Source organism: Paenibacillus sp. MAHUQ-63, assembly GCF_028765165.1.
Classification (GTDB): Bacteria; Bacillota; Bacilli; order Paenibacillales; family NBRC-103111; genus Paenibacillus_E.
The window spans coordinates 1-12,976 of record NZ_JARADB010000012.1 but is presented as its reverse complement, the minus strand read 5'-3'; the positions used below and the strand labels follow the sequence as shown (position 1 = coordinate 12,976).

At 47.3% G+C, this 12,976-nt stretch carries 12 protein-coding genes and 1 rRNA gene; 2 read left to right on the top strand and 11 right to left on the bottom strand.

Annotated features, from left to right (window positions below; translation table 11 throughout):
- Positions 1 to 15: 15 nt before the first annotated feature.
- Positions 16 to 774 carry an MBL fold metallo-hydrolase gene (locus PUT07_RS32805; RefSeq protein WP_274473009.1) on the top strand — a complete coding sequence of 253 codons (759 nt, stop codon included), beginning with the start codon at positions 16 to 18 and terminating at the stop codon, positions 772 to 774.
- 68 nt (positions 775 to 842) lie between these two features.
- Here PUT07_RS32805 and PUT07_RS32800 read toward each other — a convergent pair whose 3' ends face one another.
- The 9 genes from PUT07_RS32800 to PUT07_RS32760 all read right to left on the bottom strand — a co-directional run bounded on the left by PUT07_RS32800 (position 843) and on the right by PUT07_RS32760 (position 11,545).
- On the bottom strand, positions 843 to 1,961 hold the full coding sequence (locus tag PUT07_RS32800; RefSeq protein ID WP_274473008.1) for an oligogalacturonate lyase family protein: 1,119 nt from the start codon (positions 1,959 to 1,961) through the stop codon (positions 843 to 845).
- Between the two features lie 44 nt (positions 1,962 to 2,005).
- Entirely contained in the window at positions 2,006 to 3,760 is a 1,755-nt protein-coding gene (locus PUT07_RS32795; RefSeq protein ID WP_274473007.1) for a hypothetical protein, read from the bottom strand.
- 82 nt (positions 3,761 to 3,842) lie between these two features.
- The gene (locus PUT07_RS32790; protein WP_274473006.1) at positions 3,843 to 5,396 is read right to left on the bottom strand and encodes an extracellular solute-binding protein; all 1,554 of its coding nucleotides are present in this window, start codon (positions 5,394 to 5,396) and stop codon (positions 3,843 to 3,845) included.
- A 38-nt stretch (positions 5,397 to 5,434) separates the two neighbouring features.
- Positions 5,435 to 6,331 carry a carbohydrate ABC transporter permease gene (locus PUT07_RS32785; protein WP_274473005.1) on the bottom strand — a complete coding sequence of 299 codons (897 nt, stop codon included), beginning with the start codon at positions 6,329 to 6,331 and terminating at the stop codon, positions 5,435 to 5,437.
- Positions 6,332 to 6,344: 13 nt separating this feature from the next.
- The gene (locus PUT07_RS32780; RefSeq protein WP_274473004.1) at positions 6,345 to 7,322 is read right to left on the bottom strand and encodes an ABC transporter permease; all 978 of its coding nucleotides are present in this window, start codon (positions 7,320 to 7,322) and stop codon (positions 6,345 to 6,347) included.
- Positions 7,323 to 7,417: 95 nt separating this feature from the next.
- Positions 7,418 to 9,754, bottom strand: a complete 2,337-nt coding sequence (locus PUT07_RS32775) for a helix-turn-helix domain-containing protein (RefSeq protein ID WP_274473003.1) — start codon at positions 9,752 to 9,754, stop codon at positions 7,418 to 7,420.
- A gap of 133 nt (positions 9,755 to 9,887) precedes the next feature.
- Positions 9,888 to 10,190, bottom strand: coding sequence for a nucleotidyltransferase domain-containing protein (locus tag PUT07_RS32770; protein ID WP_274473002.1), 303 nt, complete (start codon positions 10,188 to 10,190; stop codon positions 9,888 to 9,890).
- A gap of 195 nt (positions 10,191 to 10,385) precedes the next feature.
- On the bottom strand, positions 10,386 to 11,066 hold the full coding sequence (locus PUT07_RS32765) for a YjgB family protein (protein ID WP_274473001.1): 681 nt from the start codon (positions 11,064 to 11,066) through the stop codon (positions 10,386 to 10,388).
- Positions 11,067 to 11,281: 215 nt separating this feature from the next.
- Positions 11,282 to 11,545 carry a hypothetical protein gene (locus PUT07_RS32760; RefSeq protein WP_274473000.1) on the bottom strand — a complete coding sequence of 88 codons (264 nt, stop codon included), beginning with the start codon at positions 11,543 to 11,545 and terminating at the stop codon, positions 11,282 to 11,284.
- A gap of 591 nt (positions 11,546 to 12,136) precedes the next feature.
- Between PUT07_RS32760 and PUT07_RS32755 the strand changes: the two genes are divergently transcribed.
- Positions 12,137 to 12,469 (top strand): hypothetical protein, encoded by a 333-nt coding sequence (locus tag PUT07_RS32755; RefSeq protein WP_274472999.1) that lies wholly within the window; start codon positions 12,137 to 12,139, stop codon positions 12,467 to 12,469.
- 100 nt (positions 12,470 to 12,569) lie between these two features.
- Here PUT07_RS32755 and PUT07_RS32750 read toward each other — a convergent pair whose 3' ends face one another.
- Both PUT07_RS32750 and rrf read right to left on the bottom strand, forming a co-directional pair.
- A complete protein-coding gene (locus tag PUT07_RS32750; protein WP_274472998.1) occupies positions 12,570 to 12,701 on the bottom strand; it encodes a hypothetical protein in 132 nt (43 codons plus the stop codon).
- 151 nt (positions 12,702 to 12,852) lie between these two features.
- A 5S ribosomal RNA gene (gene rrf, locus PUT07_RS32745) occupies positions 12,853 to 12,969 on the bottom strand.
- Between the last annotated feature and the right edge of the window lie 7 nt (positions 12,970 to 12,976).

Sequence of the window (12,976 nt, the reverse complement as noted above, 5' to 3'; positions counted from 1 at the left end):
GTAAGGAGGATCCCGATGACTATCTCCATTCAACACATTCGTAACGCTACATCGGTTTTGACCATGAACGGCCTTAACATACTGATTGACCCTATGTTAAGTGATCCCGGTGAGCTCCCGCCGGTACCTTTCACTCGTACACTTCGCAGAAATCCGTTAACCCCTCTGCCTGTTCCGCTGCATTTTTTCGATGATATGGACGCTATTCTACTGACGCACCGGCATTTTGACCACTTGGATAAGAAGGCTCTCTCCGTTCTGAATAAGAGAATACCTGTCTTTTGTCAACCCGAGGATGAAGCCTTTTTAGTGAAGGCCGGTTTCCTTCATGTATCTGCCATTCACGATTCTTATGCATGGTGCGGCATAAAGATGAAGCGGGTAAAAGGTCAGCACGCGCCAGGCGTTACGGCCAAACTGCTCGGCCCCGTATCCGGATTTCTATTAAGCACACCGGCGGATGGTACCATTTACATCGTCGGCGACTGCATCTACACGTCAGCTATTGAAGCGGTGTTCCGAGACGTTCAACCGGATATCGCGGTTTTGAATACGCCACGCGCGCAGATGCTTTTAGGAACCATCATCACAATGACAGCCGAAGATATGGTTCGTATTGCCCGCATATCTCCGTCCACGAGATTGGTTGCCGTACATATGGATGCAATCAGCCACTGTACCTTCAAACGCCATCATCTTCAATCCTTTCTGAAGGTGCGCGGCCTCGAACATGCTGCTTTCGTTCCTTATGATGGAGAGGTTATCTCTTTCTGAGCATGTTAACAAAGTAAGGCTAGGGGGCTCTTCCCCCTAGCCTTACTAAAGCCATGATCAGAGAAATCTCATGACGTCAAATCCACTTTATAAATACAAGGAATTCCCTCCATGTCGGATGTAAATATAATGAACGAACCGTCTGGAGCAAAGGCTGGATGCGGATGGGCATCCTGAGTATTCCCATATGACCTCCAGCTCGTTCCATGGGAGCATAGCCGTTCTTCTTGCCGCTTGGCTACATCCACTAAATAGATGAAATGCTGCTCCGGCAGTTGTCCATCCCCTACGATTTGCGTATGATTGGCATTTGAAATAAAGTGACAATATTTGGAGCAGTTCATCCAAACTTCTTCCTTCAACGTCTCGGGATCCATAAACCGAATACTTTCGTGATAGAGATCATCCTTATGCCGGTAGACATAAGCAAATCTGGATCCATCAGCCAGCCAATATTCATGCGTGATGAGCTCATCGTGCGTCTGCTCCTTCGCGCAGCGGAGCCGGGTCCCGTCCTTCTGGACCAGCCAGAGCCTGGCGTCGATCTTATGCCCTGGACCTTCATGACAGAACAAAATCGTTGCAGGATCGTGCGGACGAATTTGCGGATGCCCCAGCCAGCAGTTCAGCTCTTCATGAGCGATATGGCTTGTTCGCTGTTCGATATCCAGATAGATGATTCGGCAGTGGGGCTTAGCTGCCCATTGCAGGTCGAAGCTGGACCAATCCCCCGTAGGCCGGACGACATCCTTCTCATTCGTCTCCACCAAGACGATAAACTTATCGTCTGAGCTGAGACCGGGGTTCGCATTCGACTTCCACCCGGCAGGGGATGTATATAAGACCTCTTCCCTGAGCGTAGTCATCTCCAAGCGTATGATCCTTTGATCCCTGCAATAGATGAGGTAGCCATCGTCACTCGTCAGACTGCAGCTGAAATCGTGAATGTCCGGCCCCTCGGTTAATTGTAAAGCGGATCCGTCGTGCAGATCCATTCGGTAAAGCTGTCGCAGTCCCTCACGCTCACTGGTGTAAATCAGGTAGCGGTTATCGTTGGTTATCATTTTATAATAGAAATAGGGATGATGATTCACTTGCTCCGGCGCTGTCAAACGAATTATAGAACGACCCGTATAGGCATCGTCAAACCGATGAAACTCATTATGAATCGTAGATCCTTTGGCCATATGGGATCACTCCGTTTCTTATCATTTCAACATCAACGATCGGCTTACTTACCCCGAGCACGCAGCATCGACTGTTTCTCAGCAGGCTTCACGGGTAAGGTCAATTGAAGCGCCGAGCGGCCCGGAGCACGGAATTCCGCCTGCACCTCTACCATTTCATCTGCACCGCCTTCGTCTTCCGCAATCATTCTCACTTGTATGACGGAAGCTGCAGCGTCAAGCTCTCCAGGCTGTGTCTGGCCCAAACGCCACGCAAACATAAGCAGCGCTTGCTGCAGGCTAAGAAAGTCAAATCTCTTCTTATCTCCAGCGTAGATGACGTAGTCCAGGAACAGCTTATCCTGCTCCTGCCCGAGCTCCCAGCCCAGCTGTTCCCCGCTAACGGCAGCGAATAGCTTCTTCACATGCAGCGTCTGGTCTGCGATATGAACAACGACAGCTTCGGCATCCCTCAATAAAGTTTCCGCTCTTACGTCATTCAGACTTCCGCCAATTTCGAAGCGAACCCGGAGATCCGATGATTCGATGGTCCCGTCGATGGGATCGAGTCCAATATGCGTATTGCCGCCATTCGTGCAAAATCCGATCCCGAACAACACATCCTTGCCTTTTTGCACGCTCGTAAAAATGCCGGAAGAATAATCGTAGCCCTCATGAAGCAGGCGCAAATGAATATAGGTGGATGCCTCGCCATTACGCACATAAGCTAATAAATTGCGGCGTTGATTCCACATCACATCCTTGCTGAAAGTTCCCACACTAACTGAGCCATCCATATACGTGGTTGCTTGGTTAGCTGGATTTCCCATCTCGTCTTTGCTAATTATCTGTACATGCTCATCTGTTTCTGTGTGTCTGAACGCCGGTATGTATTTCAGAGGGCACCGAATTTCATTCCCATACCAATCCAGGTTGTACTTCAGCTGGTCATCTGGCATAAAGTGCAATGCACCTTGGCTGGCGATCTGAATGAAAGACAAAATTTCAGGTGTCATTAACGTAGAATAGGCACGGCTGTGCGGTCCAGACCACTGCTTGCTGGGGGCATGGAAGTGGTTGGCTACCAGCCCCCAAGCGACATCCAGCATCTCCGTGCTGAGCTGCTTCGCTTCAACGAGCTGGGTCGCCGTATAAATGCTGGACAATTCCTGAATCGCTACGATGGTATATGTCGGGCTATTGTACTCTTGAAACGTGCCAAGCTGCTTGGTATACTCACTGAAAAGTCGCAATCGGTTCAGTCCGTAATTCAAATATTTCTCTTCCCCATAAACCTCGCCCGTGAGCAAAGTGACGAAGGCGCCCATAATGGCAATGTTCGTATAGCCGGGACCGACATTACGCTTGATTATGGCGTCACACGAGCAGTAAAGCGCATGCCGAATGACCTCTCGCAGTTCCGCGCTCAATAGGTCGGAATGCCTTTGCTCGGCCAGCACCAGCCGCTTCCCGCAGAAATCGGCCCAGTTCCAGTCCGGAGGAGCCATCCTCTCGAGCGGCTCCTCATAGAACCAAGACCAGATCCCGAAGGTCGCGCTCTCGGGGTCTTGATCCTGCAAGCTGATCACTTGCTCAAGTATTCCGTGCGCTCTTTCCACATGAGGAGGCTGCCGGCTGTCTAACAGCCCCAATGCATAAACGCAAGCCGCTAAAGTAGGATGCGTAAAAGCTACATGTTTCAATGTGCTGTGGTAACCCGGGGTATGGAAAGGCTTGCGAACCATTCTCAGCTCTGGCGTATATTCCGCATGCCATCTGTTAAGTTGTTCGAGCAGCATCTTGTTCGGGTCAATGGTCATAGTCGAAGACACTCCTTCATTCGTATGAAATAGCCCCCCGACCCCTGTTCGAATCGGGAGGCTGCCTAGCCGTCTATGAAGCTTATTTGCCCTTCACATTGTTCTGGTACCATTCTTGCGCTAATTTATCGACGTTATCGCCGCCAAGACGTTTCCATTCCTTGCGAAGCTGCTCCATTCCCCATTGCGGCGAATATTGGGCACCGCCTGTTATGACTTTGGTTTCAATATCATCAGCCAATGGGCCAAATGACGTAGAAGTTTCACTTAACTCTGGGAATGTCGGGTTAAACGGAATATCGCGTCTGTATTTATTCTTCATGGCCACCTTGAGCGATTCCCCCTGCACCTTGGCATATTCCTGAGAAATCGCATCCGTCGCTGCCATCACGGCAAAATCCTCCGGCTTTGGACTCCATTGATCCAGCACGGCATACTCAGAAGCATAGATCGTTTCCTTCTTATTCTTCTCGGCATCGATGGCTTGTGGAACACCATTAACCAGCTTGTAATGAACGCCTTCCGTGCCGAACTTGACATCGAACCAATTTTTGTCAATCCACCAGTCCAACAGTTTGATAGCAGCCTCCGGGTTCTTCATGTTTTTATTGAACACAATCAAACGGTTCGCCGGCGGTTCTTGATACAAGCCAAACTTGCCATACTTGGTTGAGACCGGCTCCAGAGGGACTAGCTTCGAGGCAGGAACATTTTGCTTCAATTCACGGTATTCAGGACCAATATTCCAGCTGGCGAAATAGATGCCCGCTTTTCCTGTCACGAACAACTGTCTTTCCTTCTGGAAGTTTTTGTCCGTAATGTATTCCTTGTCAATCAGGCCTTCATCGAAGAACAGTTTGAGCTGGGCAAGCACATCCGTATACCGGTCCGTCAAGCCGCCATACACGATTTTATCATTGTCAAGATACCAATTCCCTTTGTTAGAGGCATACATCGCTTGAATAATGCCTGCGTAGTTATAATTGAAAGCAGCTCCCAAGGTATCATTCTTACCGTTGCCATCCGGATCCTTATCCCTAAAAGCCCGCATGACATCGACCATCTCATCCATCGTCGTCGGTGCCTTCAAACCCAGCTTATCCAGCCAATCTTGGCGGATCCACATGCCGTGATTCGCAATTGAATCGATGCCCCGCGCGCTTGTAGCCATATAGGTTTTACCGTCGAACATCGTGTACGGCTTCAACTCTGGATGCGCTTTCAGATAAGCTTTGTATGAGGTGCTGTATTTCTCTATGTATTCATCGATCGGCTGAATAGCTCCCTGCTCCTTCAAGGTCGCCATATAATCCCGTCCGAATTCCCACATCATATCCGGTGCTTCGCCGGCAGCGATGAGTGTATTCAACTTCTTCGTGGATTCGGTCCGCAGGATGGGAACCCACTTGACTTGAATGCCCGATTTCTCATTAATGTATTTCGTAGTCCGGTTGCTCTCATAAGTCCCTTCGTCACTAGCCACTTGACCGCGGTCAAGGATGGAGACACTGACCTCCAGCTTCTTGTTCTCTCCGGAAACCTTGCCTGGTTGATCTGAACTGCTTGGCGAGGTACAAGCTGCTATTGCGAATAAAGAAGCGACTAGCGTTAATGCTACGTGCTTTTGTTTAATCATCGAAACTTCGCCTCCAGCAAGAAGAATGGACTTTCTGATTAGCCTTTAATCGAACCAATTAAGACACCTTTCACAAAATATTTCTGCAAGAACGGATATACACATAGAATCGGCAGCACCGAGATAATGATCGCAGCGGCCCTCAATCCCTCCGGCGTTACCATGGTTTGCATGGAGGCCCCTTCGCTCCCGCTGGTTGCATTCGTATTAAGCAGATTCTGGCTTGTGGTATCGATCATCTGCAGCAGCTTGACCATCAGAGACAGCTTACCCGAATTCGTAATATACATGAGAACGTTCATATACGAGTTCCACCAGGTTACCGAATAAAATAGGGTTAGCGCCGCAATAATCGGCATCGAGAGCGGGAGAATAATTTTCCAAATAATAAACAGATCATTAGCTCCGTCGATCGCCGCGGATTCCTCCAGTTCCGAAGGCAGGCCTTCGAAGAACGATTTCATAACGAAGAAGTTGTAGGTGCTGAGCAGACCGGGCAGCCATAGAGCCCAGTAGGTGTTCATGATGCCTAATGATTTGATGAGGATATAGTTAGGGATGAGCCCACCGCCGAATAACATGGTGAAAGTGATGATCATCAGAAGTATGTTCCTGCCCTTGAGCCGCTTCCGGCTTAACGGATAGGCCGCCATGATTGTCGCTACAAGGTTGATGGAAGTGCCAACTACCGTAATGATGAGGGTATTCTTCATTGCTTTAAACAGCTGGCCGTCCTCAATCAAATTCGTAAAAGAGGTGAACGTGATCTCCTTCGGCCATAAGAAGACTTCACCTGACATAATGGCACGAGAACTGCTTATAGAGGTAGCTAGCACATGGATGAAAGGGAACAAAGTGATCATGGCAAGTGCCGCCAGCAGCACATAGACTACGCCATAAACCAGCTTACCTGCCGAGCTCCGACTGTTTGACACCGCATTCCCCTCCTCACCATAGCCCGTTCTCGCCCAAGGCTTTAATTAATCGATTCACACTCACGACCAGGATCAAGCCAATGACGGATTGAAACAAACCGAGCGCTGTCGTATAACTGTACTGCGAACCTTCCAGACCGACATGATAGACATAGGTGCTGATTACGTTCGCAACCTCGGAGACCGCTTTATTTTGCAAGACGAATATATGTTCGAATCCGACATCCATCATCTGACCTACGCGCAGGATCAGCAGAATAGCAATCGTGGAGCGGATCCCCGGCAGCGTAACGTGCCAGATGCGCCGCAGCTTGCTCGCGCCGTCAATCTTAGCTGCTTCATACAGCTGAGGATCAATTCCTGCCATGGCGGCCAGATATAGAATCGTTCCCCAACCGGCATTCTGCCAGATCCCCGACAGGATGAACGCAATCGGCCACCAGAAGGTGCTTGCCATGAAATAAATCGGCTCAATGCCAAACAGCTTCATTAAAGCAATGTTGACAATTCCCGTGGATGGAGACAAAAGTGCGATAACAATCCCTCCAAGCACCACCCAGGAGATGAAATGCGGAACGTAGAGCAGATTCTGAATCGTTCGCTTATACCATTCCAAGCGTACTTCATTTAAAATAATGGCCAGCACAATGGGTACTGGGAAAGCGAACACGATACTGTACACATTCAGTAGAAGCGTGTTCTTCAATACATTGAAGAAATCCGGACTCGTGAACAGTCTGTTGAAATGCTTCAGTCCAACCCATTGACTCCCCCATATGCCGTCGGCGAAACGGTAATTCTTGAAGGCAATGATCTCTCCAAACATCGGTGTGTACTTAAAGATGAAATAGTAAGTAAAGATAGGCAGCAGCAGCAGGTACAAATATTTATCCCGTTTTACATATTTCCAGGCAAGTTTCAGCTTGGATGTTTGTTCCTTCTTTCCGGCATTCGCTTGTGTGCTGGTGGCACCGACGGTTTGTGATTTCATGTTTCTACCTCCTCTCTGGTCAATAACTTGCCCTTTCATGGTAGCGCTTTCGGTTTGCATAGGGAAATATTCACTTTTTATAGAACGCACCTTTTTTAACCGGTTTCGTATTCGCCATTTTTATCCTCTTCGCCTTTTTTAAGATTTTCCCTGAATTCGCCTGGCGTTTGGCCTGTATATTTCTTGAAAATGCGAATGAAACTCTGGACGTTGTTGTAGCCTACGCTCTCCGCGATGAGGTTGATTTTCTGTTTCGAATGGAGCAGCAGCTCCTTGGATTTCTCCATGCGGATCTGAATCAGACAATCCATGAAATTCGTTTCTGTCGTTTCCTTGAAGAGCTTGCTCAAATAAGGAACGCTTAACTCAAATTGCGCAGCCAAGAGGTTGAGTGAGAGGTCGCTATCCATATAATGCTCTTCTACGTACGCCAGTACCTGTTGAATGGTATCGTGATGCCCTTTGGCGAGCCGTTTCTCTTCGGTGCGCACAATGAGCTGATGCAGGAAGTCGGACATATAGCTCTTCAGTTCCGCCACTTTGACGCAGCACTCAATCCGGTCATATATATTTTCCTTAGGATCCAGGAATTCTTTGATCTCAAGCCCCTTATCCGAAATGACCTTGATGGACTTCATGATCATCTGAATGCACATCTGCTTAATCAACTCCGGCGGAACATTATTAGTCACGACTTCGCCGAAAACTTTATCCAGCTGAGAACGAAGCTTTATTTTATCCGTATCCCGAATCAGGTTGACCACAGAATCAATTAGCGAGGTAATCCGGTAAAACTTCTCATTATAATTACTGCCTGCGATATCGTCGATGGAGACAATTGTGTTATCGCCCATGATCAGCTTGTATCTGAGTGCGTTCAACGCTTCTTCATAGGAGGACTGGATGCCTTCCAGATGCGAATGCAAGCTGCCTACACCGATAGTAACGGTTTGTTTGAAATGAAGGGCTACATAATTCTTCACCAAATCAGCAACTTGCAGAGCTTGAATGAGATTGCCTTGCGAATCCTCCGTTTCAAAGCTCATAATGACAGTAACGCGCCCGTCGGTTAACTCCACGGATGTGCCCTTACAGACCCCGGCGATGAATTCATCCGCTACATTGCTTATGGCATAGGTAAACAAATAGATATCTCGCGGCGTGTGGGTCTCTTGGACGGGATCCAACTCAATCACCATCACGATGAATTGATTGTGGTATAAGTCAATACCGAGCGTATGGAAATAAGGCCGCATCCGATCGTAATTCGTTCTATCCCCCATCAGCAGGCTCATAATCAGACGCCACTTCAGGGCAGGCAAGCTATCCGTCATTTGCTTTTGCAGCGATTCATTATCAGATATCATCTGTTTGAAAAACTGCTCCATGTACGTCAGATCGCCGGAACGAACCGATTTCTTACCTGCTACCGACCGAAAGAACAGCTCAAGTGGCCGGAACGTGTAATTGCTTACCGCAAATACAATGACAATCGCCAGCAGGAACATCCCCGCAGTCACGGCCAGAAGTAAGTTGCGGACGAGCTGAAGCGGACGATTCATGACGGGGTCAGGGACGATACTGATGTATTTCCAGCCATTATAATTGGAAGTCAAATAAAAAGTAGTATAGCTTCCACTTTGCGCATGCGTAGTTAGATAACCGCTATCTTTAAATTCACTCAATTTCGGGGCGCCGGGTATCATGCTTAACGAATGGAAGAGGTGCTCCTTGTTTTGTGAGGAAATAATCGTCCCTTTGTCATTAATGACCAAGGTTTGCCCTGCCCTTTGCTGATCCACATCTTGAATCAAATTGGAAAGCGTGCTTTCCGCAACATTGACAATAATGGCGCCTTTACGGAACTGCGGCAGACTGATCAGCGGATATGTACGGATCAAAGTAATCATATTTTTCTCAATTTGCAGCCCGGAGCTGACCTCGGTTACCTTCCTGGTGTCGAGCCATTCACCGTAGCCCTTCATGCTTACATAAGCATCATGCCATGCCATATCGTAGAAGCTGGACTCGTCCGAATACGTCACATCCGTCAACAAGCTCTTGTTCGCCAGAGAATACAAATAGAACGAAGAAATGTTGCTGTTGGCAAACATCAGCGTCTTAAATCGGGTATTCAGAATGCGGAAATAATTGAGGCGCAGCTCATCACTCGCGTAACGTCCATTCAAGAAAAGCTCGACATCCGGTTCTTGTATGAAATTAATCGTACTCGTATCGATTTCACGCAGCATCATTTCAATCTTCTGCTGGCTCAAATGGAGCAGCGCTGTATTCGTGCGCCGCAGCTGATCCTCCATTCCTCCCTTCGAGCTTAAATAGGACAGCCACACCGTTGATGAGATGATGACTAGGAAAAATACACCATAAATCACCTTGAACCTGGCCGAGATGTTACCTTGTAGAAATTTCATGGCTATCTCCTCTGCTAAGCTTAAATGTCAGTTTCATTGTGCAGAAACCTGTTACTCTCCACATGGATTAGGCGCAGCAGCTCAACCAAATCCTGCAGCCGCTTCAATTGCGAATCATATTCTCTTGCCTCCGCTAAACGCTTGATTGCGATCGCTTCGCGGATGAGACCATGCCAACGTTCCGGCAGCAGCGCAAGGCCGTACTCCCCGGTTCGATATCCGCGTGAGCGTCGCGAATCAATTGAATGTCAGACGGGGTTAACGTTCGATTCACAAAGACGAGAAAGTCGATATCGCTCGAGCCTTCGATATAAGCATTGAGTGCAGTAGAGCCATACACATAGATTGCTTCTACGGTATCCGGTATTCGCGTTCGCAGCGATTCGCCTAACCTGTGAATAGCGATACTCACGACTTTCGGTAATCGTTCCGTCATTTCGGTATCCCACCTCGTTATCAGATGATTATATGCGCAACCTAAAGCCAATGACTTCCACTTCTTCTTATTATAAGGATGAAATCCTTCTCCAAGAAGCGAAACTTTCCATATCGATATAGAACGCAATCTGTCAAAGCCAAAAAGGCCGTCTCCCCTCACTAGAGAGAGACGGCCTCAGGCTCTTTCTTTTATTTATCCAACCATGTTGTTGACGGAATGCTTGGTATCAAAAACAGAAATGTGATCTACTTTGCCGCTTGATTTGGGAATAATAAATTTCAGCTGAAATGCATCGGTTGCTTGATAAATATAAATCATATCATCCCCGTTGACCTTCGTATCCGCTGGTTTTCCTAAAGCTTGTTCAATTTGATTCAATGTTAGTGTTTGCAGCTTGGGTGCGCTGGAGCGAATATCAACGATTTGTTCGCCCTTATTGAAGCCAATAACTGCATTTTTCTTGGTATATGTCGCATAAATCGTACTTCCTACCACATCTTTATGATCAACTTTCCCCCATGCCTTCTCCACATCATCCGTGAAGCTTGTTTCTGCAGCAAACTCAATGCCAGCCACTTTACCTAACTTTGCCAATTCCAACATCTCTTTAATTTGCTTAGTAACGGACGTTGTTTCTGAGTTAACCGGGTTTACATGGATGTTACCGCTCGGCGTTGATGCCGGCTTCGTTGAAGCAGTTGGAGCTGCACTAGGTGCAGTTGAAGGTTCAACTGCTGCACTAGGTGTGGTGCTGGCTATTGGAGCAGCTTCGCTCGCTGCTGGTTGTTCAGTAGATGTACACGCTGTGAACATGAGCATACTCGCAATTAACATTGGATATGCCACTGCTTGTTTACTATACCTTTTCATCATATGATTTCTCTCCTATATGATTGAGTACTTACAATATACAAACGTTTAAAAGATAGGTAATGTTGCAAAATCATCTAGGTATAGAATAAACGCCGCGAATATCGCGGCGCTTCATAAATGAACGTATATCACCTCATAGGTTGAAAAGCCCTGCGCAGTTCATCCCCGAAGAGCTTGGGCTGTTCCCATGCCGCGAAGTGGCCGCCTTTTACTGGTTAATTGTAGTAAATAAGGTTCGGATACGCCTTCTCCGCCCAGCTCTTCGGCGCTTGATATAGCTCGTCAGGAAAGGCGCTTACGGCGACCGGCAGCGTGACCCCTTTGACACTGAAAAAGGGATGTTTATTCTCCCAATAGAGACGCGCAGATGAGATCGACGTGTTCGTCAGCCAGTAGAGCGTAATATTATCAAGGATATCGTCTCGGGAGAGACCCCCGGGCTTTCCGTCATGAGTTCCAGGCTCTTGCATCATGGTCAAGCATGAAGGCCGCCAAGCCGACTGGCGAATCTGGTAGTCGGGTCAACGTCTGAGGGCGTGAACCCATCATCTGGGAATAGGCAAGCTGCATGTTGAAGAACTTCAGCTGCTCGCACGCGTGCCTCTCATCCCCTGAGAGACCTGACGGACAGCCGCTGCCTGACTGAAGCGCCTTATCAATTACGACTGGAACGGCACCAGGCATATTGGTGTGAAGGCCAATCAGTCCTTGTGGCTTCTGTACCCCCATCAAATCAGCGATAATGGCACCCCAATCGATTCATCAATTCTCCGTAGGCTCTTGCGATCCGATCGGGTCCCATCCGGTTGTAGTCGGCTTACTTGAAAAGTAACGCTCCTTTTTGGGAAGCCGTGTATCGAACTAACATTAAGTTCCATTCGAAATAGATTTCTTATGCGGAGATTGCTGAACTAGTCAAATTTCAAAGATACTTTTTCAACAAACTCGTCGCCTCCCTTTGTTATCTTCCAAGTACAGCTGTTGGAAATTGTATTGGTAAATACCTGAATAAATTAAAGAATATTGAAGATTATAGTTATGTATTTCAAAAACAAGGAGGTTCATCCCCTATGTATCAGAACCAAAACATTGCTAGCCAAATTAATCAATGCGAACAAATGCTGAGTCAACTTATGAATCAAACGCAGCAAGCTTCTCAGCTGTATCAACAAATGCTGCAACAAGAGCAACAAAATGCCTTCGTTTTAGAGCAACTTGCTCAAAAAGAACGCCAAGCAGCTCAAATCATTCAATCGGCTCTGCAAGGACACCAAACGGCAATTCAAAAAATGGAGCAAATTTCTCAAATGTGCAGATCGCTTGAACAAAATTTGCAAAATAGCGTTATCGCGAATCAACAACAAAGAATCGACACTTATCCAAATTATAGCTATAGAAATTAAATCTCATATATGCCCTCCTTTAAAGTGGAGGGCTTTTATATTTAACGGCGTGTCATAGGAGAAAGCCCGAGGAATCACCCCCGGGCTTTCTATTTGCCTATTAGCCGCCAGAATTAATATTTGCATCATCAATGCCATTATTGCTGCTTGTCTTTTTGCTATTGCTGCTACTGCTGCTGTTGTTTTGATTATTGCTTTTTTTGCTGGATTGACGCTTGTGTTGATTTGACATGTGATTAGCCCACCCTTAAGCGTAATTTTTAAAGCACATCTATTTTCTGTTGCTAAGGGTGATTATAACCAGCCAATTAATGTGTATGACTGGTCATTCAAATAACGTAAAAAAACCTTACTTAGATTTCTCCTTGTAAGGTTTATAGTCTGCTTGGCAACGTTCTACTCTCCCAGAACCCTGCGGTTCAAGTACCATCGACGCTGGAGGGCTTAACGGTCGTGTTCGAGATGGGAACGCGTGGGTCCCCTCCGCCATCATCACCAAACAGTCAA

What these genes read in the sequence shown, in the direction of transcription:
- PUT07_RS32805 (WP_274473009.1), top strand. Translation starts at nt 16, where the DNA reads ATGACTATCTCCATTCAACACATTCGTAACGCTACATCGGTTTTGACC.
- PUT07_RS32800 (WP_274473008.1), bottom strand. Translation starts at nt 1,961, where the DNA reads ATGGCCAAAGGATCTACGATTCATAATGAGTTTCATCGGTTTGACGAT.
- PUT07_RS32795 (WP_274473007.1), bottom strand. Translation starts at nt 3,760, where the DNA reads ATGACCATTGACCCGAACAAGATGCTGCTCGAACAACTTAACAGATGG.
- PUT07_RS32790 (WP_274473006.1), bottom strand. Translation starts at nt 5,396, where the DNA reads ATGATTAAACAAAAGCACGTAGCATTAACGCTAGTCGCTTCTTTATTC.
- PUT07_RS32780 (WP_274473004.1), bottom strand. Translation starts at nt 7,322, where the DNA reads ATGAAATCACAAACCGTCGGTGCCACCAGCACACAAGCGAATGCCGGA.
- PUT07_RS32775 (WP_274473003.1), bottom strand. Translation starts at nt 9,754, where the DNA reads ATGAAATTTCTACAAGGTAACATCTCGGCCAGGTTCAAGGTGATTTAT.
- PUT07_RS32770 (WP_274473002.1), bottom strand. Translation starts at nt 10,190, where the DNA reads ATGACGGAACGATTACCGAAAGTCGTGAGTATCGCTATTCACAGGTTA.
- PUT07_RS32765 (WP_274473001.1), bottom strand. Translation starts at nt 11,066, where the DNA reads ATGATGAAAAGGTATAGTAAACAAGCAGTGGCATATCCAATGTTAATT.
- PUT07_RS32755 (WP_274472999.1), top strand. Translation starts at nt 12,137, where the DNA reads ATGTATCAGAACCAAAACATTGCTAGCCAAATTAATCAATGCGAACAA.
- PUT07_RS32750 (WP_274472998.1), bottom strand. Translation starts at nt 12,701, where the DNA reads ATGTCAAATCAACACAAGCGTCAATCCAGCAAAAAAAGCAATAATCAA.